The organism is Achromobacter sp. JD-1, assembly GCF_038594925.1.
In the GTDB taxonomy this organism is placed as follows: Bacteria; Pseudomonadota; Gammaproteobacteria; order Burkholderiales; family Burkholderiaceae_B; genus Achromobacter; species Achromobacter spanius_C.
Window position 1 is genome coordinate 135,998 of sequence record NZ_JBCGCS010000005.1, and the last position, 20,076, is coordinate 156,073.

A 20,076-nucleotide genomic window follows, 5' to 3' on the forward strand; every position below is an offset into this window, starting at 1 on the left:
TTCACCGTGCCTGCGCGCGTTCCAGCAGTTGCACGATTTCCGCCTGTCCGCGCTGCCGGGCGTGTTGCAGCGGAGTCCGGCCTTCGCGGTCGGCCAGATTTACATCGGCGCCAGCCGCGATCAGCAACGCAACAATCGCCTGATGCCGTGGGCCGCCGTCGCTCAGGATGATGGCCTCAAGCAGCCCCGTCCACCCCAGCCGGTTCACATGGTTGGGGTCCACGCCCGCTTGCAGCAGCGTCCTGACCACGTCCACATGCCCACGCTCGCAAGCCGGAATCAGCGCCGTGCCGCCGTACCGGTTGGTGCTGCGTAAATCAGCGCCGTGGCGCAAGGTCAGTTCAAGGATCTCGCGATACCCCTGGGCGCCCGCCAGCAGGTAGGCGCTGTCCTGCATGCGATTTTGCGCGTTCACGTCCGCGCCCGCCTCGATCAGCACGCGCGCCGTTTCCACTTGATTGCCTTGCGTCGCGCGCAACAGCGCGGTATTGCCCTCGGCATCGCGCCCATCAAGCGGCACGCCCTGCGCCAATAATTCTTGTACGCGGGCGGTTTCGCCTTGTGCGGCGGCCTCCCGCAATTGCGCAGCTGGGTTTTCGGCCGCGCCCGCTTGTGCGCCCAAGGCGCCCAGCACGAAGACGAAGCACGCGCGCCAGTGTCTGATGGTAGCCATTGCCCTTATCCTCCCGTCTGAATCAAGGCCCGATTATGGACAAGCCCCCCGTCATTGGGAAACCTGTACCCGCCATTCCGGGCGGTGCAATACGGAAGAAACACGCTCCAGTCATGATCGGATACTTTTCGCTTGCAACGTCGCCCCTGGCTTATGACTCCTGATTCCGCCCGTTTACTGCCCCGCCTTCCGCTCATGCGCCTATTGGCCGCGATGTTGCTGCCGCTGGCGCTTGCCGCTTGCAACGGCGGCGGCGATGATGCTCCGCCCGTCGAGCAAGCCGCGCCTGAATCCGAAGCGCCCACGCGCAACCCTGCCTACCTGAACACCAAGGCCGGGGACGTCATCCAGGTGCGCATCGAGGAATTGCGCCCAACGCAGGCCGCCATCGGCTACGACCAGATCTACTACAAACTGGGCCGCTGGCAAGGCGATTTCAACCGATCCTGGGCGGGCGACGACGCGCGCAAGCTGGACTACCTGAACCGCACCGTTGGCAAGAAATTTGACGACTACTGCGAAGACATGGGCGGCACCGAGCGCGCCGCCGCGTTCGCCGATCTGGCGGCAGCCCAAGCGGCGCGCCTGGACGCCCCCAGCTCCTTCACCTGCCTGGACGCGCCCGGCACGCACACCGAAAACTTGAAGACGGTGGTGGTCGGTTGGGACGGCAACCTGTACCTGACCGACGGCCATCACACGTTCTCATCGCTGCGCGAGATTTTCGATGGCGGTCCCAAGCTGCCCGTCTGGGTCAAGGTGGACGCCAACTATAGCGACCTGCCGACCGCCGCCGCGTTCTGGCAGCGCATGGTCGACGAGCGCCGCGCCTGGTTGCGCGACGGCCAGAACCAGCCCATTACCGTTGACCAGCTACCCAGCCGCCTGGGTCTGGCCAGCGCCGACGAAGCCGGCGGCATGCAGGAAGACCGCTACCGCTCGCTGGTCTACTTCACCCGCGACATCGCGTACGAAAACGGCAACCTGCCGGAGTTCGCGGAATTCCTGTGGGGCGACTGGTTGCGCCGGCAAGTCGTGGCAGGCGGGCTGCCCGCGCTTGACCAGTACCACATGGCCGCGCCCGCCACGCCTGCGCAGATTCTGGCGGTCAGCACGTTCAATGCCACGCTTGTGCCCGGTGGCGCGAACGACAGCTATGCCGCTGCCGTCCGCGATGCCGCATTGAAGATGGGTGCGCTGGCCGATACCGACATCGTGTTCGACGATCGGCAGGCCGCCAGCCTGGGGCGTATTCCCTTGGCGGCAAACGTGGTCGCGGGGGTATCCATCAAGGACCAGCGCGACACGCTGGAAGAGCTGCCGCGCGTTGATGTGAAAGGCGACGGCTCGCCACGCAACGCCGGCAAGCTCTGGTTCGCCGTGAATTACCGGGCTTGCGGCAAACCGGCGGCGGGCACGTGTTGGGGTTGGTAGGTATTTTTCGCGTGATTCGAGTATCTTGTGCGTCTTCCACGACCTTTTCAAGACACCACCATGCCCATCGAACCTTCCATTGCCAACGCCAGTTCCACGCCGAGCGCCGACGCCTTTCTTCAATTCCTGGTCAACCTTGTGAACAACGGCAGCCAGCTTGAAAGCATCGGCGTCACGTTGCAGATGGGCGGCATGCTGGTGTCGGGATCCATCGTGTCGGGTGCGGAATACTTCGACCGGTTCGCCGCCAGCTTCACGGGTTCGCTCAGCGCCTTGGACGCCGACACGCGAGAAGGCGTACATCGTTCGCTTGCAGAATTGGGCGACGTTTTCCGCGTGCCTCAGCCGGTGGATCCGCTGCCCAACTACATCCACCTGGCCGACGCCTTGTTCTTCATGGCCGACGGCACGCCGGTTGCAGGGCAGCCGACGCTGTGGCGCGGGCGCACAAGTTCCGTGGATGGTTTCATTCTGGGCCGCCTGCAATCCGAAGCAAGCAGCTAGGTACTTTCAACGCCGGCAAAGCGTGTGGTGGATGCATTGAAAGACCGCCATGCGTTGCTGTCGGCCTGAAGCCAGATGCCCAGGCATTCAGAACTGAGCGGCGCGGACAAGGCGCCGCCGCGGAATAGAAGATCGCTGTGCAAGCGCATCCAGGCGAAATCCCGGATGTCTTCAACGCCGCCAGCCACCACCTGCAGGTTGGCGCTCCAGGCGCGTTCCATCAAGGTGAAGAAGCGGCCCTGCAGCGCGCGGTTTTCGGATAGGCCAAGCGGGACCTGAACATGCAGGCCGTCGGCACGCAAGACGCCATGGCCCGATGGCTTGCTTCGACTGGAGCAAGGGAGCAGGCGGGCGCGCAGACGGGCTTGGAATTCCGGGTAGCGCGCCAGCACTTCGGCGTGGTCCGACAGGCGGTCCGTCAAGGGCAAGGTGAAGGTGAGCCGCTTGGCGGGAATCAGCAACGGCGGGGCGTCGTCGTAGCGCGCATGCTTGTTCACCCATACCGAACTTTCCATCAGGCCGATGCCCAGCTCGCTGCACAGGCGTTCGGCCAGGTCGCCGGTTCCGCGCACATCCAGCGCGTGCTCGTAGGACAGTTCGATGGGGGTTTTGAAATGCTTGAAGAAGGCCACGCCGGCCAGCAAGCCCGCGCCCATTCCGACGGGATTCAAGCCGCTCCAGGGGGAGGGCCGGCAACGCCCTATCACGGCGTATTCATGGACTTGACCCTGCGCCGTGAATACGGGCTGAAAGCGCAGCGTGATGGACTCTTCGGACAGAGCCCAGGAACGGGCGTCGTCTTTCATGGCGTGACCCGAAGGTTGAGGTGCGCAGGAAGGCAGATCCGGGTCAATATCATGCTGTTCTCGATTAACGTCTGACCGCCGTGGTGGCGCAAGCCACCGGGCGAGTGAACCCGCCGCGCTGCAGCATCTTGGCGAAGTCCGGTATCTCACGAATAGTGCCCAACGCCGCCGGCCAAAAGAACAAGAAATTTCTTAAATCCCCCGCTCAACCACGCATGCGCGACACGGTTTTCCCCGGCGTTCCCGAGCCATATTTGGGGCGCTATTCACCCCGCGTTTACGTTCCACCCACTTTGAGATTCTTCTTATTCTCTGGGTAAGCAGGTGTTTCTACCATGCGTCCAATGCTGGTAGAAGACCATGGCGCTCCCGCCCTAGAACCCCAGGCCGCTCCGCGCGCCGCCTCGTTGTTGCTGCACTTTCTTGCAGTGGCGCTGCTCGTCTGCATTGCGGCCGGCGCCACCCTTTACCTGTATTGGGCGTTCAGCAACGTGGTGTCCAACTATCGGCGCCACATGAATGCCGCTGCCTACGAAGCGCAGCACTTTTTCGACCAGCGCGAATCCCTCTTGCGCTCAATCTCCGCGTCCGCGGTGCGCAACACCAACCAAGATCCGATCAGTAAGACGCCCACCCATTTCGGCAAGACCGGCCAGGTGGAAGTGCTGCCGCTGCAAGAAGGCCCCGACGCCTACGACTGGGCGCTGGTGCTGACCCCGCGCGACTTGCGCCGCGTTGCCCAAGCCAACACCCGCATCGTCTACAGCGCGCTGCGCCATGCCAGCACCGTGCCCGTTGGGTCGCATGACCAACCTGCCTCGCCGGGCATTGCCCCCACCATCCAGCAATGGCTCGCCCTGACCCTGGCTGACGTGCAGACCCGCGCGCCCACCAAGGGCCTGCCCCCCATCGTCTGGCTGCATCCGCCGCACGACACCGTCAAGCGCCTGTTCCTCTTCACGCCCCTGGATGCCGTGCACCCGGAAGCCGCCTGGATCGGCCTGGAGGTCCAGGGGGTGGAATCGGCCATCAGCGCGCCTCGCTCGGGCGCGGGCGACTACGTGCTGTTCGACGAAATGAGCCGGCCGGTACTGCACAGCGCCGGCGTCGGCACAACCAATCGGGCCTTGCCGCACACCACCCGGGAAGATGCGTTCGGCCTGCAGGGACAGGGTTGGTTGCCCGACTACCTGGTGCTGAGCAAATCGGTCGGCGACGACGGCTGGCGGCTGGTCTACTACGCGCCCATGGCGCACGTCCTGCGTGACAACGCCCTGGCCTTCCAGACCGCGGCCATTGCCTCCTTATTGCTGATCATCACGGTCATCTTGCGAGTGCGCTACATCCGCCGGCGCCTGGTCTTGCCCGCGTTGCGCCAATACGAGGCGCTGGCCGACAGCGTGTCGCTTAACCGCAAACTGATCGAAGTGGCGCCCGTGGGCCTGTGCCTGCTGCGGCGTTCGGACCGCGCGGTCGTGTTGTCCAACGACATGGCGCGCCGCTGGTTCCAGGGCACGCCGGGCTGGCGCACCGACATTCTCTCAACCCACGGCGAAGAGGCTGGCCGCGAACACCGGCTCAACGACGGCCGCACCGCCTACCTGAGCTTTGCCCCAACCACTTACCGCGGCGAAGCGGTTGTGCTGTGCGGCATCAGCGATATTTCCGCGTTGAAGCGGATCGAGCATTCCCTGCTGCAGGCCAAACGCGACGCCGAAGCCGCCAACCAGGCCAAGACGGTGTTCCTGACCACCATGAGCCACGAGATCCGCACGCCGCTATACGGCATTCTTGGCACGCTGGAACTGTTCTCGCTGACGCGCGTCAGCGGCCAGCAGGCGCAGTACCTGGAAACCATCCAGCAGTCGTCGGCGACGCTTTTACGCACCATCAACGACACGCTGGACCTGTCCCGTATCGAGGCCGGCCACACCGTGCTTGAACGCGCGCCCTTTTCCCCCGTTGAACTCTTGAACAACGTCGTGGCCAGCTTCGCGGCGCGCGCCCACGCCAAGGGCGTGCGCAGCTATGCCGTGGCCGACCCTGACACGCCGCCAGCGGTGATCGGCGACGCCACGCGCATCCGCCAGATTCTCGACAATCTTGCCAATAACGCGATCAAGTTCACCGATTCCGGGCAGATCGTATTGCGCCTGAAGGTCAACAGCCGCAACCGCGAAAGCGTCGACCTGTGTTTCCAGATTGCCGACACTGGCGCGGGCATTGCGCCGGAGCATCAGGCCCGCTTGTTCGAACCCTATTACCAGGTGGATGCCGACAACTGCGTGACCTTGCCCGGCACCGGCCTGGGCCTGTCGATCTGCCGAAGCCTGTCGGACATGATGAACGGCAGGCTCAACGCGGTCAGCGAACCCGGCCTGGGCACCAGCATCACCTTTGAAGTCCGCTTGCCGCTTGCGCCCGAAGCGCTGGAGACGGCTTTCCCCGAGCTGGAAAGCACGGTCGTCTACGTACAAGGCGCGGTGCCAGAAATCGTCCACAACCTTTGCGACTGGTTGCGGCGCTGGGGCGCGGTCGGGCTGCCCTACCCCGCCAGCGGCGTGGTGCCTACCGAACCCGCGGTGCTGTTGCAGGCGTGGCCGCATGCGCAGAAGATCGCCAACTGGATCGGCCCGCAGGTCATCGTCCATCCGCCGGGCCTGCGTCCGCGCGTCGAAGACAGCCACCGCAACTGGTTCGCCAGCGCCTACAACCTGGCAGGCATCAACCATGCGGTGCAGCTGGCCCAAGGCGGCGCGGCCCGCAGCACGGCGTTCGACTCCAAGGCGGCGCCGGAAGTGCTGGGCTTGCGGATATTGGTCACTGAAGACAACCCCATCAGCCAACTGATCCTGCGTGAACAACTTGAGCACATGGGTTGCACCGTGGTCTTGGCCGGCAACGGCCAGGAAGCACTGAACCTGCCTGACCTGATGCATTTCGACGCCGTGCTCACCGACCTGAACATGCCCTTGGTCGATGGCTACGAACTCACGCGCATTTTGCGAAAGCGCGGCTACGACCGGCCTGTTCTTGGGGTCACCGCCAACGCCTTTCCCGACGAGCAGCGGCGCGGCATGAATGCGGGCATGACCAGCTTGCTGGTCAAGCCCCTGCCTCTGAGCATCCTGCGCCAAACGCTGCAAACGGTTAAAGAACTCCGGAGTTGACAATGCTTTCCGTGTACAAGGTCTTGGTCCTTGACGACCATGCGTTTCAATGCGCGCAAATACGCGGCCTGTTCCTGGAGGCGGGCTTTGGGCACGTCGACATGGCGAATTCGGCGCATGAGGCACTGGAGATGGTTCGCCTGCATTCTTACCAGTTGGTGTTGATGGACCTCAACATGCCTGGCATGGACGGCGTGCAGTTCATCCACGAACTGGCCCGGCTGCAATGCAACCCGATGCTGGCGATCACCACGGCGTGCTCGCGCCGCATCATGAACAGCGTCAGCCTCATGGCCAAGGAAAAGGGGCTGTCGGTGATCGCGGCCCATACCAAGCCGGTTACGCGCGAACACGCTCTGGCGCTGGCCCGGCGGTTGCGCAACGAACGTCTGGATGGCGCGTTGGCGCCCACGCTGCCTTTGCCGTCCACGCCCCTGTTTGACCGTCGCACACTTGAAAAAGCGTTGTCGACCGGCCGGATCCAGGCGTGGTTCCAGCCCAAAAAGGCATTGGCGACGGGCAATATCGTCGGGGCGGAAGCGCTTGCGCGCTGGCATCACCTTGAATTCGGCTTCATGCTGCCGGCCTCGTTCCTGGGTGCGGTACGCCATCATGGGCTGGACCACGCCCTGCTCATCCGGATGCTGGACGACGCCCTGGCCGCCTATCTTGATTGGCGCCGCCTGGGGTTCAGAATGCCGGTGTCGGTCAATCTGCCCACCCGCCTGCTGGATCAACCTGACTTGCCCGACCAGCTTTACAATCTGGTCGCGCAGCGCGGTGTGCCCTTCGAAGATGTCACTTTCGAACTGCTGGAAGACGAAACCACCTCGGTGCCCGGACACTACTATATGGGCGCAAGCCGCTTGCGCTTGAAAGGCTTCGGTCTGGCGCAGGACGATTTCGGCAAAGGATACAACTCGATGTATACCCTGATCTCCACGCCGTTCACCGAGCTCAAGATCGATCGCGCCTTTGTCAGCGGCGCCGCGGAAGACGAAGTGCGCGCCGCGGCCTTGTTATCCTCGGTACAGTTGGGTCGCCAATTGGGGCTGCAAGTCACCGCCGAAGGGGTGGAAAACACGAAAGACCTGGAGTTTTTGCGCAAGATCGGCTGTGATTTCGCCCAAGGCTTCCTGATATCCGCCGCCGTCAACGCCCATGACTTCACCGATTTGCTGGCTGACGAGCCCCGCCCCTACGCCACCCACCCGCTATAGGACCCTCGCCCGCGTATGCAGGAAACGCCGTTTAGCAGGATTGCACGTACCTCGCGCCGGCTGAATATCGCGCTGTTCGGCATTCTGCCCGTCGCGCTCATCATGATCGGCGCTTTGCTATGGGGCGCCCAGCGCATCATCAAGCAGGAAGAAGACCGCCTGTTGATGGACTTCGCCGTTCTTGTTGGATACATCCACGAGCAAGAAGGCTTTCTGCTGCAATTCCGCAAAGAGAACCAGCGCCTGGACGGCCGCGCCCCCATCGAAGACACCAAACTATCGACGCCGCTGGACTCGACCCGGCCGGGCCTGCGCATCTATCGCGGGCAACACGCGCTGGTGGCCATGCCGTTCTCGCTGTTCTGCAATTACCCGTCGGAATGCCCCGTGGCCAATAGCCCGGTATCGGCCGCGGCGGGCTACTTTGCGGATTTCTACAGCACCTACTGGGCGAATTCGTACTTTCCCGCGGCCGCCGCGTTCCTGATCAACAAGACCGACAGCCTGGGTATTGCGGTGCCGGCCATCAACGTCAAACCGGGCTATGGCGAGCCGCTCAGTGAAGACACCCTGCTGTTGGTCAATGACGCCGTGCGTGCGCGGCTGGCCTCGGCAACAACCGACGACGCCGCATCGGACGGGCAGATACAGTGGATCTCTCCGGGCGGCTTGCCGGATCGCATGATGGGGCTGCTGCACGCCGGCTTTTCCGGCACGGCCTGGACCAATCGCGGCGGCGGCAAGCCCGACGTCTACGTCGCCACGCTGCTTAGCCGCGCGCGTATCAACATCTATGATCGCGCCCTGCCCTCGATCCAATACGACGGCTTTTGGCTGACGCATCGGGACATCGGCCTGATGCTCGGCGAAGGGCCGCTGCCCGCCGCCGGCCACAGCGGCCTGAGCGCCACGCGCGACGGCCTGATCCTGCAGGTGTCGGACCCGTCCAGCATCTGGACCGCGTACTACCGCGTCAGCTATCGCAATTTTTTCGAAGACAACCTCTGGCTGCCGATCACCGCCGCGCTGCTGTTGCTGCTTAGCCTTGCCGGCGGCATCGGCTACCAGCGCTGGTACACCCGCCGCGTGATCGAGCCGGCGCAAAATGCCCACCGCGACATCGCCGAAAGCGAAGAATTCAACCGCACCCTGATCCAGACCGCGCCCATTGCGCTGTGCGTGCTGGCCCGCGCCAATGGTGACGTGCTGTTCGCCAACAGCCTGGCGCTGGAATGGCTGGGCGCGGCCACCGGGCAGGGCTTGCGCGACTCTCCCGCCGCCCGGCCGCTGCTGGACCAGGTGCTGACTGCCTCGGCGCCCGGCACCATTGAAACCTTCCACGCCGACGACGGCCGCCCCTTGTACGTGGCCTACTCGCCCACGCGCTACAAAAAGCAGGACGTGGTGCTGTGCGCGTTCGCGGACATCAGCGCGCGGGCCGAAATCGAACGTGCCCTGGCGCAGGCCAAACGCGATGCCGACAAGGCCAGCGAAGCGAAGTCCACCTTTCTGGCCACCATGAGCCACGAGATCCGCACGCCGCTGTACGGCGTACTGGGCACGCTGGAGCTCATGGGCATGACCGAACTGAACGCCGAGCAGCGCCAGCATCTGGAGCGCATCCAGAATTCGTCGGTGATCCTGCTGCAACTGATCAGCGACATCCTGGACATCACCAAGATCGAATCGGGGCAACTGGCGCTGGACTCCAGCCCGTTCCGGCCGCGCGAACTGGTGGAAAGCTGTGCGCGCTCGTTCGCCGCGCTGGCCAGGCAAAAAGGCCTGCTGCTCTTTGCCTGCGTCGACGGCTCGGTGGCGCCGTGGGTCACGGGCGATGCCGTGCGCATCCGGCAGATTCTCAGCAACCTGCTCAGCAACGCCATCAAGTTCACCGAGTCTGGCCATGTCATCGTGCGCCTGCATGGCGCGGACCGGGCCGACGGCACGCAGGTGCTGGCCCTCCAGGTGGTGGATACCGGCATAGGCATCGACAAGGAAGACCAGGCCCAGCTTTTCAGCCCCTTCTACCAGATCGACAGCGCCAGCCATACCGTGCGCGGCGCGGGCATCGGCCTGTCAATCTGCGCGCGCCTGGCCAGGCTGATGGATAGCCACATCCGTGTCACCAGCGAACTGGGGCTGGGCAGCAGCTTTTCGCTGGAACTGGCCTTGCTGCCGGCCGACGGCCCCCCCGTGGACGAGCCCGACCTGCACGGCATCCGCATCTACGTGCGCAGCCCGCACCGCGAACTGACTGACAACGTTTGCCAGTGGCTGACCCGTTGGGGCGCCGACGCCCAGCGCGCGCCCGCCCCGCTGGGCCGCGGCGAACCCGACGACGTATTGCTGGACATCCTGGGTCCCACTGACGCCGCGCCCGCCAATTGGACGGGCCACTTCCTGTCGGCGGGCGATCCGCGCGAGTCAGCCGCCGGGGCGCCGGATCAAGTGGACGGACATGACCTGGACAGCATCGGGTTCGGCATTTCGCGCCTGCTGCGCGGCGACCCGCCCGTGCCTGCCGCCCCCGCCGCCAACCCGCTCATGGATCCGCTGGACCTGCGCGTGCTGGTGGCCGAGGACAACCCCATCAACCAGGCCACGCTGCGCCACCAACTGGAACAACTGGGCTGCACCGTCACGGTGGCCGGCAACGGCGCGGATGCGCTGTCGATGTGGAACATGGCCACCTATGACGTGCTGCTGACCGACGTCAACATGCCCAAGATGAACGGCTACGAACTCACGGGTGAACTGCGCTCGCGCGGCTACGCCCAACCCATCATCGGCGTGACCGCCAACGCCATGCGCGACGAAGAAGCCCGCTGCATGGCCGCGGGCATGAATTCCTGGCTGGTCAAGCCGATTGAACTGAGCGCCTTGCGCCGCCACCTGGGCGGTATCACGCGAGTGCGTGCCGACGCGATTGTGGCGTCCGATGTGCCGGAAGAGCCGGAAGAGCCAAAGGTGCCCGATGTGCCCGAAGAGTCACTCAACCAGGACAACTTGCCCGTCCCCGCCCACGCGGCGCCCGAGCCGCTGGTGCCCGAGAAGTACCGCCGCCTGTTCCTGGACACCATGGACGCCGACCTGGCGAATCTTGACCAGGCGGTCACCCGCCGGGACGTAACGTCCGCGCTGCAAACCATGCACCGGATGCGAGGCGCCCTGGTGATGGTCAAAATGACAACCTTGTCATCCGACTTTCAGGCGATCGAGTCCAAACTCAGGCGCGACGGCGGAGACGATGAGGGCTTTCAAGAAGTGACCAGACTGACCCATGAGCTCAGGATCCTGCTGGCTCAAGTTTGAGTCTTGGTACAGAATGACCCCCACAACCTCCACGATTGCCCCACGGCGCCCCCGAATGGAACGACTCCGAATAGTCCTTGCCGACGACCATCCGCTGGTCCTCGCGGGCATGCGCGACTTGCTGGAAAAAGATCTCAGCGTTGAAGTCACGGCGCTGCTGGCCAGTCCCACCGCCTTGGTCGAACATTTGACCCACGACCTGCCGCATGTGGTCATCACCGACTACTCCATGCCCGGCGATGAAACCTATGGCGACGGCATCCGCCTGGTGCAATTCCTGACGCGGCGCTTTCCGAAAACGCAGATCGTGGTGCTGACCATGGTGTCCAACCCCATGATCATTTCCGCCATGTATGACGCGGGCGTGGCCGCCGTGGTGCTCAAGCGCGACAACCTGGCCGAAATCGTCACGGCCCTGCACACGCTGCAAGCCGGCCGCAAGTACTATCCGCCCGGGTTCCAGCGGGACGGCACGGTGGATTCGCGCAGCAAATTCATCGGCGAACGTATCAACAGCCTGTCGCCCAAGGAATTCGAGGTGCTGCGTCACTTCATCCGTGGCGAATCCATGATGCAAGTGGCCGAGACGCTCAAGCGCAGCGTCAAGACGGTCAGCGGCCAGAAGATATCCGCCATGCGCAAGCTGAACGTGCAGAACGACCAGGAACTGGTGGCGTTCTGCGTGGAAAGCGAAATTTTTCAATAGGTTTTCAGTAGGCAACCCCGAGACACCCCGCATGACGCAAGACGTATTTGAAGCCATCACCGGCCAGGAAGTAGACCGCCAGGCCATGCTGGCCCTGATTGAGAACGCGGCCGGCCAGGCGCTGTCGTTCCAGGACTGCGATTTCCAGCACGCCGATTTTTCACGCCTGGATCTGCGCGGCGCGCGCTTCACGGCCTGCGCCATTGCGGGCGCCTCGTTCCAGGGCGCCACGCTAGCCGACACCACCTGGCTGCGCTGCCGGGGCGGCCAGGCCAACTTTGCATCGGTGGACGCCAGCGACGCCACCTTCCAGAACTGCGATCTGAACAACGCCAACTGGCGCCGTGCGCGGCTGGCCGGCGCCCACCTTCAAGGCTGCAAGCTGACTGGTTCCGACTTCGACGGCATCGCCTGCCTGGGCTGGACCGTCGAAGAATGCCTGCTGGTCGGCGCGCTGCTGCGCGGCGTGTCGTTTCGCAAAACCAACATCATGCAGTTGGACTTTTCAGACGCCGACCTGGCCGGCAGCGATTTCCGCGACACCGTCTTCCACGGTGGCAGCCTGCGCAACGCCAATTTGAAAAACGTGCGCTTTGAAGGCGCCGACCTGCGCGAAGTGGACTTGAGCGGCATCGACCTGACCGCCGCCGCGCGGCTGGCCGGCGCCACCATTTCCAAGACCCAGGCGGCCACCTTGCTGGCCGAACTGCGCATCAGCGTGCTCTGACGCGCATTCGGATTCCGAGTTCCGGATTCCGAACTACGGCCGGCGGCGCAGGAAGCGCTGTTCCACCACCACGCTGCCCCACTGCCGGCCTTCCGATTCGTCCGTCAGGACAAAGCCCGCGTCTTCGTACAGATGGCGCGCGGCGTCCAGCCCCTTGAAAGTCCACAGGTACGTGTCGCGGTAGTGCGTGTCCGCGAACGCCAGCGCGCGCGCGAGCAGGTGGCGGCCCACGCCCAGGCCACGCAACGACTCGTCCACGATGAACCAGCGCAGATGCGCCTGGCCGATGGCGGGATCGCCATCAATCACGATGGATGCCAGCGTGCGCCCATTCTCCGCATATAGCCACATGCCCTTGCCGTGTTCCGGCAGCGCTTCGGCAAAGGCCGCCAGTTCCGTGGCGACCTTGCGTTCGAAGTACACGCCAAAGCCCGAGACCTGCGCGTAGTAACGCGCGTGCAGGCCGGCAATATCGCCGATGCAGCCGGGCACATAGCCTTCGATGATCTGCTCGCTGATGGCGGCGGTGGAAGGCGTCAGGTTGGGGTTCTCGCGCGAGAGCGCGTCGGCGTACAGCGACATGAAGCGGATCAGGGACTGCTGGTCGTCCGGCGTCATTCGGCGCAAGGCATGCGAGACCTGATCGGTGGCGAACTGGTCGATGCGGTCGCGCAATGCCAGCCCCGCCTCGGTCAGGGTCAGGCGCGAAGACCGCGCGTCCTCGGGATCCACCTCGCGGGCGACCAGGCCGGCGGATTCCAGCTTGGCCAACTGGCGGCTGGTGTTGGATTTGTCCAGGCGCAAGATCACGGCCAGGTCGCGCGCCTGGATGCCCGGTTGCAGGCCCACTTCAATAATGGCGTGGACGGCGGACGGCGCCAGTTCGCTGCCGGCCAAAGAGGTCCGCATGAAGCCCAATTCACGTACGAGCTTGCGAGAAAACTCCCGCAGATCGCGAATGGTCTGTTCACGGGATTGGGAGGGAAAGTCGATCAGGTCCATGGGCGCGCCTATCAGTTGCGGTTCGCAACCAATGTAATTGCGAGCCGCAACTAAAGCAAGCACCGCGACGTCCCCCCCCCATCAATCGACTTTTTGGGACCGCTGAACCGTCACCTCGGTAGGCGGCGCCGGCGGTTTGCGGTGAAACGGCACCTTGCGCAAATACAGGCGCAGCGCCTGCCAGTGGATGCGGAACACCACGCCCAGCGTCATGAACGGCATGGCCGCCAACGCGCGCAACAGCGCGCCGGAGGCAAGCGGCACGCTCGCGCCGCGAATCTCGGTGTGCAGCAGCGGCTGCGCCTGTTCCGGGTCGTCAAAATAATCAATGCTGGCCACATGCGCACCGCCGACGCTTTTGACGCGAAACCGGTAGCGGCCCGTCACCTGGCAAAACGGCGACACATGAAACGCCTTGTCGCTATGCAGCGCCTGGCCGTCCTGGATGGCGCCACCGTCCGGCGCGCGCAGCACGTACTGATGGCGTTCGCCGAAGGTGTTGTTGACCTCGGCCACCAGCGCGCGCAGTTGGCCGTCGGTGTCGTGCACGTACCAAAAGCTGACGGGGTTGAAGACATGGCCGAATACGCGTGGAAAGCACTGCAACCACACCGCGCCCACCTTGAAGTCCACGCCCGCCACGTCCAGCCGCGAGCGCAACCACGCCATGAGGTCGCCGCCGTCGCGGGCGCCATGATCCGAAAAATGAAATGCCACGGGGCGGCGGCGATTGACGCCGAACAGCCACGACGCGCTGCCCGTGTAGCGCTCGGCCTGATCGATGCGCAGGCGCAGGCAAAACACCGGATACGCGAAGCGGTGCACCACCGGTCGGGTACGCACATGCAGCACCCGCGCGCGCATCAGTTCGATCAGGCCGGCGCTTGTCATGTTGTGCCGTTCAAGTTGTGTAATTCATGGGCATCGCCCCACGGCGGGCTGACGCCAAAATCGGCCGCCACGCGGATGGCCGACGCCAGCCCATCCTCATGAAAGCCATACCCTGCCCACGCGCCGCAGAACCAGACGCGCGCACGCCCCTGGATGTCGGGCAGCCGGCGTTGCGCCTCGACGGCGTCGGCATCCAGAATGGGGTGTTCGTACGCGTAGCGGCCCAGCACCTGATCCGGCGCGGGTTCGCGTTGCGGGTTCAGCGTCACGATCACGGGCTGCTTGAAGGGCAGCGGCTGCAACACATTGAGCAGGTAGCTGACCGACATGGGTGCATCCGCCGTAGGGCCGGCCAGATAGTTCCACGCCGACCATACCGAACGGCGGCGCGGCAGCAGCGCGGTGTCGGTATGCAGCACGGCCTCGTTCGGCTGGTAGCGCACGCGCGACAGCACTTCACGCTCGGCGTCGGTGGCGTCCAGCATCGCCAGCGAGGTCGGCGCATGGGTGGCCAACACCACGGCGTCGAAACGATCGACGTGGCCCGCGGTGCGAACTTCCACCCCGTCTGCCAGCCGCTTGACGGTATGCACAGGGCTGGCCACGCGCACCTGCGCAATGCGCGGCAACATCGCGTCCACATACCGGCGCGCACCGCCCTTGACCGTTTTCCATTGCGGCCGCCCGGCCACTTGCAGCAGGCGGTGGTTCAGGCAAAACGAGAGAAAGGTGCGGGCCGGCTGCGCCAGCACCATGCTGGGCGGCGTGGACCAGATGGCGCCTGCCATGGGCAGCAGATACCAATCACGCATGGCCTGCCCATAGCCTTCAGCATCCAGCAGATCGCCCAGCAGCGCGTGCGGGCCGCTGCGCGCGAGATAGGCGGCGGCATGGCGGTTGAAGCGCAGGATGTCGCGCAGCATGCCCAGGAAGGCGGGGCGCAACAAATTGCGCCGCTGCGCAAACACCGTGCCCAGGTTGGTGCCCGCCCATTCCAGGTCGGGCTGAGTCAACGACACGCTGAACGTCATGTCGCTGGCGTGTACGGGTATTTCCAGGTGCTTGAACAGTTGCACCAGGTGCGGATACGTCAGGTCGTTATGCACCAGGAAGCCGGTGTCGACAGGATGCGTGACCCCGCCGACCGTGGCGTCGACGGTATTGGTGTGGCCGCCGACGCGGTTCTCCGCTTCGTACAGGGTCACCGAAAACTTGTCGGACAGCAGCCATGCCGCGCCCAGGCCCGCCACGCCGCCGCCGACGACGGCGATGCGGCTGCCCGGGGCCATGGGGGGCAAGGCGGGACGCGCCTGCGCGGGCGCAAAAGCAGGCGTTGAATCAGAGGCCTTCGACGTACGGGTCACCATGGCGTCGCCTTGTTGTGTTTGCTGACTATTGTGGGCCGACTGTAAATCACCCATGGCTGATTACACCATCACGGCCGCGGGAAGGCCGCGCGCGCGGCGTTGATCCTGGCATGGCAGACGCATGCGCTCATGTGGTCGTTGACCATGCCCACCGCCTGCATGAAGGCGTACATCGTCGTCGGCCCCACGAAGGTCCAGCCGCGCGCCTTCAACGCGCGCGACAGGCGGGTGGAGGCCGCCGATGCCGGGTTGTCGTTCCAGTACGCCAGGTCCACCGTTGCGGGCCGCTCGGCCGCCGTGGGCTCGTGCCGCCACAGCCAGGACGCCAAGGACCCCGTCTCGTCCGCCAACGCCACGGCACGCCGCGCATTATTGATGGTGGAGACGATCTTGGCGCGGTTGCGCACAATGCCCGCATTACCCATCAGGCGCTCCACATCGCGTTCCGTGTAGCGCGCCACGCGCTCAAAATCGAAATCATCGAAGGCCTCGCGAAACGCCTCGCGCTTGCGCAGGATGGTGATCCACGCCATGCCCGCCTGAAAACCTTCCAGGCAGATCTTTTCGTACAGGCGGCGGTCACTGCCCACGGGCTGGCCCCACTCGTGGTCGTGATAGTCCGGCATGGATGGCTGCCAGAAGCAGCGCGGCTCGCCTTGCGCGTCCAGGATCAGGCCCGCCGCTTGCAACTTGCCTTCAGGCGGCATCATTCTTCGCGGGGAACCGGGCAGCCCGTGTCGCCTTCCTTGCACGTCAGGTAGCCGCGCAGGTCTTTGGTACGCGCCTGCGTCAGCGTATCCAGGCATTGGCTCAGCACCATGGGATAGATGCTGCCGCCCGAGGCCCCGCTGGCCGAAAACGCACATTCCGCATCGCGGAAAAACAACCAGGCTTTTTGCGCGCTTTGCAATTGCGTGGTCTTGGTGCTGTCGCCCTTGAACCGCTTGATGAGCGTCCGGTAGGCGTCGTTCAGGTCCGCGTCCGATTTTTTGTAGTCCTGGTTGGCGCACAGGGTCATGTCGGTTTGCGTGATGGCGTTGTCGCACTTGATCGGATACAAACTCGGCTTCGGCTGCGGCTGCGCCTGCACACTGGCCGCGAGCAGCACCGCGGCGGCGGCGGCGGCGGTGATGGTCGTGGCGATCGCGATACGCATGGGCGTTTCTCCTGGTTGTCTGCATTGGGTTCGATGGGAAAGTGTCGCATGAATGGGACCCGGCGCGCAGGCGGCCTTCTGCGTGAAAGGCCTGGATTGGGGTGCGCTGAACCTGAGTGGCCCAAGCGCGGGTAGCCTAAGATAGCGACCATGAAGATTCAATTGCTCTCTGACCTGCACCTGGAAACCGACCCGACTTTTCTGGCGCGGCCCCTCCCCGGCGCCGACCTGCTGGTGCTGGCCGGCGACATCGGGTCGTACCGCCAGGGTTCCCGGTTGACCAGCGCCGACTTCGGCCTGGGCAGCTACGCACCGCGCAACGGCTGGCCCACGCCCGTGGTCTTCGTGCCGGGCAACCACGAATACGACAACCTGGATTTCGACGAGGCCCACGACCGCCTGCGCGAGCTCTGTCACACGTTGGGCATCCAATGGCTGGAACGCGACACCTGTGTGATAGACGGCGTGCGCCTGGTCGGCACCACGCTGTGGACGGATTTCGACGCGCTGGCCGCCGACAGCGACCCCATCGGCGTGGCGCTGGCCAAGCGCGCCAAGGCCTTTCGCGCGGCCGACTTCTATCTGGAAAAAGCGCAGATGCGCCGCCACGGCGCGCCCTTCATGGCCGAACAAATGCGCGAACAGGGCCTGGCCTGCCAGCAATGGCTGCGCGACGCCCTGCGCGTGCCGTTCGACGGCCCGACACTTGCCATCACCCACTTCGCGCCCACGCTGGCCAGCGCCGACCCGCGCTACGGCGTCACCCCCGGCACCGCGGGGTTCTGCAATGCGCTGGACGACTTGCTGCCGCTGGCCGACTGCTGGATGCACGGCCACCTGCATTGCGCGCATGACTACGTCAAGGACGGCTGCCGCGTCGTCGCCAATCCGCTGGGTTATGCCAAGAAAGGCGAACAGGCCGACTACGCGCCTGATCGCCTGTGGGAAGTAACCGTCAGAACTTGAGGCTGGCGCTCAAGCCGTAGGTGCGAAGTCCCCTGTCCTTATCGCTCATATCCCAGCCGCGCATGAAAAAGCCCGCATTGCGGCAACGCGCAACGCGGGCTGGATATTGCAGCAGCGCGATCAGGGCGCCGGATTCGGGTAGCGCGTGTGGATCGCGTCGATGGCCTTCAACACGTCCGGCGACAACGTCACGTCCACGCTGTCGATGTTTTCCTTCAACTGTTCCAGCGTCGTCGCACCGATCAAATTGCTGGTGACGAAGGGGCGCTGGTTCACCCAGGCCAGCGCCAGGTGCGTGGGCGACACGCCGTGCTCGCGCGCCAGCGCCACGTACTCGGCGGTGGCGGCTTCGGCCTGCGGATTGCTATAGCGCGTAAACCGCGTGTAGCGCGTCAGGCGGGCGCCTTCGGGGCGTGCGCCGTTCAGGTACTTGCCGCAAAGCATGCCCATCGCCAGCGGCGAATACGCCAGCAAGCCCACGTTTTCGTGGTGGGTGAATTCAGACAGCCCGATTTCAAACACGCGGTTCAACAGGCTGTAGGCGTTCTGGATCGACACGACGCGCGGCAGGTCCTGGGTATCCGCATGACGCAGGAACTGCGACAGGCCCCACGGCGTTTCGTTGGACACGCCCACGTGGCGGACCTTGCCCGCGCGCACGAAATCCTGCAACACCGACAGGGTTTCTTCGATCGGCACGGTGTGCTCGTCTTCCACCCACGGGTAGTTCAGTTGGCCAAAGGTGGCGGTGGTGCGGTCAGGCCAGTGCAGTTGGTACAGGTCCAGATAGTCCGTCTGCAAACGCTTCAGGCTGGCGTCCAGCGCTTCGGTCAGGTTCTTGCGGTCCAGGAAGGTCTTGCCGTCGCGGATGTGACCGGGCCGCTTGGGGTCGCGCACCGGGCCGGCCACCTTGCTGGCCAGCACGATGTCCTGGCGGCGCTTGCTGCGCGCCAGCCAGGTGCCGATATAGGTTTCGGTCAGCCCTTGCGTTTCGGGCTTGGGCGGCACGGGGTACATCTCGGCCACATCGACCAGGTTGACGCCGCGCGACAGCGCGTAGTCCAGTTGCTGATGGGCTTCGGCCTCGGAATTCTGTTCACCCCAGGTCATGGTGCCCAATCCAATCAGGCTGACATCCAGGTCGGTACGGCCGAGTTTGCGGGTTTTCAAGTTCTGCTCCGTGCGGGTCTTCAGAGGGGAAAGCCGACACCTTACTCCAAGATGTTGGCGTTTCGCTGACAGCAACCCGGTCATTTGGCCTCTTGCCGCCACTGCCCAATCCGCATACGCTGGCCACTGTCCGACGGGGAGCGCCATGCTCAGGAACTTCAACGAGTCTTATCTCTTTATCCTTGGCGTCATCGTCTTGCTAGGCATCATCGAGCTCTGCTTCCGGCTGGGCCGCAAGCAGCGCAAGCCGGCGGACGAGGCGCACAAGACGCACATCGCAGCGCTGCAAACCGCCCTGCTCGGCCTGCTGGCCTTGCTGCTGGGTTTTACCTTCGCCATGTCGGTCACGCGGTTCGAGACGCGCAAGAACCTGGTGCTGGAAGAGGCCAACGCCATCGGCAACGCCTACTGGCGGTCGCAGTTGATTGCCCCCACCGCCCGTGCCCAGGTGCCGCCCCTGTTGCTGGAGTACATCGACGCCGCGCTCGACATGCACGACGCCGACAGCGACACCGCCCGATCCAACGCCGCCAGCCTCACCACGCGCCGGATCGAACGCCAGATCCGCGCCATCACGGCCGCCAGCGCCGACAACCCGCCCGGCATCGCCACCATCATGTTCATCCAGGCCATCAACGAGATGGCGCAGGTCAACGAAAAGCGCCGCGTGGCACTTGAAAACCATGTGCCCGAACCGGTGTTCTACCTGCTCTTCATCGTCAGCATCGGCGCGGTCGGCTTCATCGCCTACGGCACCGGCCTGCACGCCCGCAGGCGGCTGACCTCAACCGGCCTGTTCGCGGCACTGATCGCCCTGGTGCTGACCTTCATCGTCGACATCGACCAACCCGGAACGGGCGTCATTCAGGTCAGCCAGGAAAGCATGGAGCGCATGCAGAAGACGTTGGAAAGCGAGTTGTAGCTGTAGCGGGCGCGGTGAGCGAGGACGAATCGCTCAAAAAGAAAAAGGCC

General features: G+C 64.5%; 17 protein-coding genes. 9 read left to right on the forward strand and 8 right to left on the reverse strand.

Going from position 1 to position 20,076, the window contains the following annotated elements:
• Nucleotide 1 precedes the first annotated feature (1 nt).
• On the reverse strand, nucleotides 2-673 hold the full coding sequence (locus WBR68_RS10335) for an ankyrin repeat domain-containing protein (protein ID WP_127185621.1): 672 nt from the start codon (nucleotides 671-673) through the stop codon (nucleotides 2-4).
• A gap of 195 nt (nucleotides 674-868) precedes the next feature.
• Here WBR68_RS10335 and WBR68_RS10340 point away from each other — a divergent pair, with 195 nt between their 5' ends.
• Entirely contained in the window at nucleotides 869-2,107 is a 1,239-nt protein-coding gene (locus WBR68_RS10340; protein ID WP_230694107.1) for a ParB/Srx family N-terminal domain-containing protein, read from the forward strand.
• Nucleotides 2,108-2,167: 60 nt separating this feature from the next.
• Nucleotides 2,168-2,611, forward strand: coding sequence for a gas vesicle protein (locus WBR68_RS10345; RefSeq protein WP_198158128.1), 444 nt, complete (start codon nucleotides 2,168-2,170; stop codon nucleotides 2,609-2,611).
• On the opposite strand, the gene WBR68_RS10350 is transcribed toward WBR68_RS10345, so the two are convergent.
• Nucleotides 2,608-3,417 carry a hypothetical protein gene (locus WBR68_RS10350; RefSeq protein ID WP_050445423.1) on the reverse strand — a complete coding sequence of 270 codons (810 nt, stop codon included), beginning with the start codon at nucleotides 3,415-3,417 and terminating at the stop codon, nucleotides 2,608-2,610. The two genes, WBR68_RS10345 and WBR68_RS10350, sit on opposite strands and share 4 nt — an antisense overlap.
• 335 nt (nucleotides 3,418-3,752) lie before the next feature.
• Here WBR68_RS10350 and WBR68_RS10355 point away from each other — a divergent pair, with 335 nt between their 5' ends.
• Genes WBR68_RS10355 through WBR68_RS10375 form a run of 5 tightly spaced genes read left to right on the forward strand, consistent with a single transcriptional unit; the run spans nucleotide 3,753 to nucleotide 12,552 of the window.
• Nucleotides 3,753-6,587 (forward strand): ATP-binding protein, encoded by a 2,835-nt coding sequence (locus WBR68_RS10355; protein ID WP_332310589.1) that lies wholly within the window; start codon nucleotides 3,753-3,755, stop codon nucleotides 6,585-6,587.
• A gap of 2 nt (nucleotides 6,588-6,589) precedes the next feature.
• On the forward strand, nucleotides 6,590-7,807 hold the full coding sequence (locus WBR68_RS10360) for an EAL domain-containing response regulator (RefSeq protein WP_050445424.1): 1,218 nt from the start codon (nucleotides 6,590-6,592) through the stop codon (nucleotides 7,805-7,807).
• Between the two features lie 15 nt (nucleotides 7,808-7,822).
• Nucleotides 7,823-11,119, forward strand: coding sequence for a hybrid sensor histidine kinase/response regulator (locus WBR68_RS10365; protein WP_050445425.1), 3,297 nt, complete (start codon nucleotides 7,823-7,825; stop codon nucleotides 11,117-11,119).
• A gap of 55 nt (nucleotides 11,120-11,174) precedes the next feature.
• Nucleotides 11,175-11,825, forward strand: a complete 651-nt coding sequence (locus WBR68_RS10370) for a response regulator (protein WP_230694108.1) — start codon at nucleotides 11,175-11,177, stop codon at nucleotides 11,823-11,825.
• 31 nt (nucleotides 11,826-11,856) lie between these two features.
• Complete coding sequence (locus WBR68_RS10375) at nucleotides 11,857-12,552, forward strand: pentapeptide repeat-containing protein (protein WP_230694109.1); 696 nt, start codon at nucleotides 11,857-11,859, stop codon at nucleotides 12,550-12,552.
• 33 nt (nucleotides 12,553-12,585) lie between these two features.
• Here WBR68_RS10375 and WBR68_RS10380 read toward each other — a convergent pair whose 3' ends face one another.
• The 5 genes from WBR68_RS10380 to WBR68_RS10400 form a co-directional block, all read right to left on the reverse strand.
• A complete protein-coding gene (locus tag WBR68_RS10380; protein ID WP_230694110.1) occupies nucleotides 12,586-13,554 on the reverse strand; it encodes a bifunctional helix-turn-helix transcriptional regulator/GNAT family N-acetyltransferase in 969 nt (322 codons plus the stop codon).
• 81 nt (nucleotides 13,555-13,635) lie between these two features.
• Complete coding sequence (locus WBR68_RS10385) at nucleotides 13,636-14,445, reverse strand: DUF1365 domain-containing protein (protein WP_230694111.1); 810 nt, start codon at nucleotides 14,443-14,445, stop codon at nucleotides 13,636-13,638.
• The gene (locus tag WBR68_RS10390) at nucleotides 14,442-15,734 is read right to left on the reverse strand and encodes an NAD(P)/FAD-dependent oxidoreductase (protein ID WP_370641218.1); all 1,293 of its coding nucleotides are present in this window, start codon (nucleotides 15,732-15,734) and stop codon (nucleotides 14,442-14,444) included. The genes WBR68_RS10385 and WBR68_RS10390 overlap by 4 nt, the downstream gene beginning before the upstream one ends.
• A gap of 146 nt (nucleotides 15,735-15,880) precedes the next feature.
• Entirely contained in the window at nucleotides 15,881-16,519 is a 639-nt protein-coding gene (locus WBR68_RS10395) for a DNA-3-methyladenine glycosylase I (RefSeq protein WP_370641219.1), read from the reverse strand.
• The gene (locus WBR68_RS10400; RefSeq protein ID WP_230694113.1) at nucleotides 16,519-16,968 is read right to left on the reverse strand and encodes a lysozyme inhibitor LprI family protein; all 450 of its coding nucleotides are present in this window, start codon (nucleotides 16,966-16,968) and stop codon (nucleotides 16,519-16,521) included. Before WBR68_RS10400 ends, WBR68_RS10395 begins: the two co-directional genes overlap by 1 nt.
• 150 nt (nucleotides 16,969-17,118) lie before the next feature.
• On the opposite strand from WBR68_RS10400, the gene WBR68_RS10405 reads away from it, so the two are divergent.
• Nucleotides 17,119-17,934 (forward strand): metallophosphoesterase, encoded by an 816-nt coding sequence (locus WBR68_RS10405; RefSeq protein WP_230694114.1) that lies wholly within the window; start codon nucleotides 17,119-17,121, stop codon nucleotides 17,932-17,934.
• A 120-nt stretch (nucleotides 17,935-18,054) separates the two neighbouring features.
• Here the strand turns inward: WBR68_RS10405 and WBR68_RS10410 are convergent, their stop codons facing one another.
• Nucleotides 18,055-19,104: an NADP(H)-dependent aldo-keto reductase gene (locus WBR68_RS10410; protein WP_050445431.1), complete on the reverse strand. Its 1,050-nt coding sequence runs from the start codon at nucleotides 19,102-19,104 to the stop codon at nucleotides 18,055-18,057.
• Nucleotides 19,105-19,249: 145 nt separating this feature from the next.
• On the opposite strand from WBR68_RS10410, the gene WBR68_RS10415 reads away from it, so the two are divergent.
• A complete protein-coding gene (locus tag WBR68_RS10415) occupies nucleotides 19,250-20,026 on the forward strand; it encodes a bestrophin-like domain (RefSeq protein WP_050445432.1) in 777 nt (258 codons plus the stop codon).
• The last annotated feature ends 50 nt before the right edge of the window (nucleotides 20,027-20,076 follow it).

Coding starts and splice junctions, on each gene's coding strand:
- WBR68_RS10335 (WP_127185621.1), bottom strand. CDS start 673: ATGGCTACCATCAGACACTGGCGCGCGTGCTTCGTCTTCGTGCTGGGC.
- WBR68_RS10340 (WP_230694107.1), top strand. CDS start 869: ATGCGCCTATTGGCCGCGATGTTGCTGCCGCTGGCGCTTGCCGCTTGC.
- WBR68_RS10345 (WP_198158128.1), top strand. CDS start 2,168: ATGCCCATCGAACCTTCCATTGCCAACGCCAGTTCCACGCCGAGCGCC.
- WBR68_RS10350 (WP_050445423.1), bottom strand. CDS start 3,417: ATGAAAGACGACGCCCGTTCCTGGGCTCTGTCCGAAGAGTCCATCACG.
- WBR68_RS10355 (WP_332310589.1), top strand. CDS start 3,753: ATGCGTCCAATGCTGGTAGAAGACCATGGCGCTCCCGCCCTAGAACCC.
- WBR68_RS10360 (WP_050445424.1), top strand. CDS start 6,590: ATGCTTTCCGTGTACAAGGTCTTGGTCCTTGACGACCATGCGTTTCAA.
- WBR68_RS10365 (WP_050445425.1), top strand. CDS start 7,823: ATGCAGGAAACGCCGTTTAGCAGGATTGCACGTACCTCGCGCCGGCTG.
- WBR68_RS10370 (WP_230694108.1), top strand. CDS start 11,175: ATGGAACGACTCCGAATAGTCCTTGCCGACGACCATCCGCTGGTCCTC.
- WBR68_RS10375 (WP_230694109.1), top strand. CDS start 11,857: ATGACGCAAGACGTATTTGAAGCCATCACCGGCCAGGAAGTAGACCGC.
- WBR68_RS10380 (WP_230694110.1), bottom strand. CDS start 13,554: ATGGACCTGATCGACTTTCCCTCCCAATCCCGTGAACAGACCATTCGC.
- WBR68_RS10385 (WP_230694111.1), bottom strand. CDS start 14,445: ATGACAAGCGCCGGCCTGATCGAACTGATGCGCGCGCGGGTGCTGCAT.
- WBR68_RS10390 (WP_370641218.1), bottom strand. CDS start 15,734: ATGGCCCCGGGCAGCCGCATCGCCGTCGTCGGCGGCGGCGTGGCGGGC.
- WBR68_RS10395 (WP_370641219.1), bottom strand. CDS start 16,519: ATGCCGCCTGAAGGCAAGTTGCAAGCGGCGGGCCTGATCCTGGACGCG.
- WBR68_RS10400 (WP_230694113.1), bottom strand. CDS start 16,968: ATGCGTATCGCGATCGCCACGACCATCACCGCCGCCGCCGCCGCCGCG.
- WBR68_RS10405 (WP_230694114.1), top strand. CDS start 17,119: ATGAAGATTCAATTGCTCTCTGACCTGCACCTGGAAACCGACCCGACT.
- WBR68_RS10415 (WP_050445432.1), top strand. CDS start 19,250: ATGCTCAGGAACTTCAACGAGTCTTATCTCTTTATCCTTGGCGTCATC.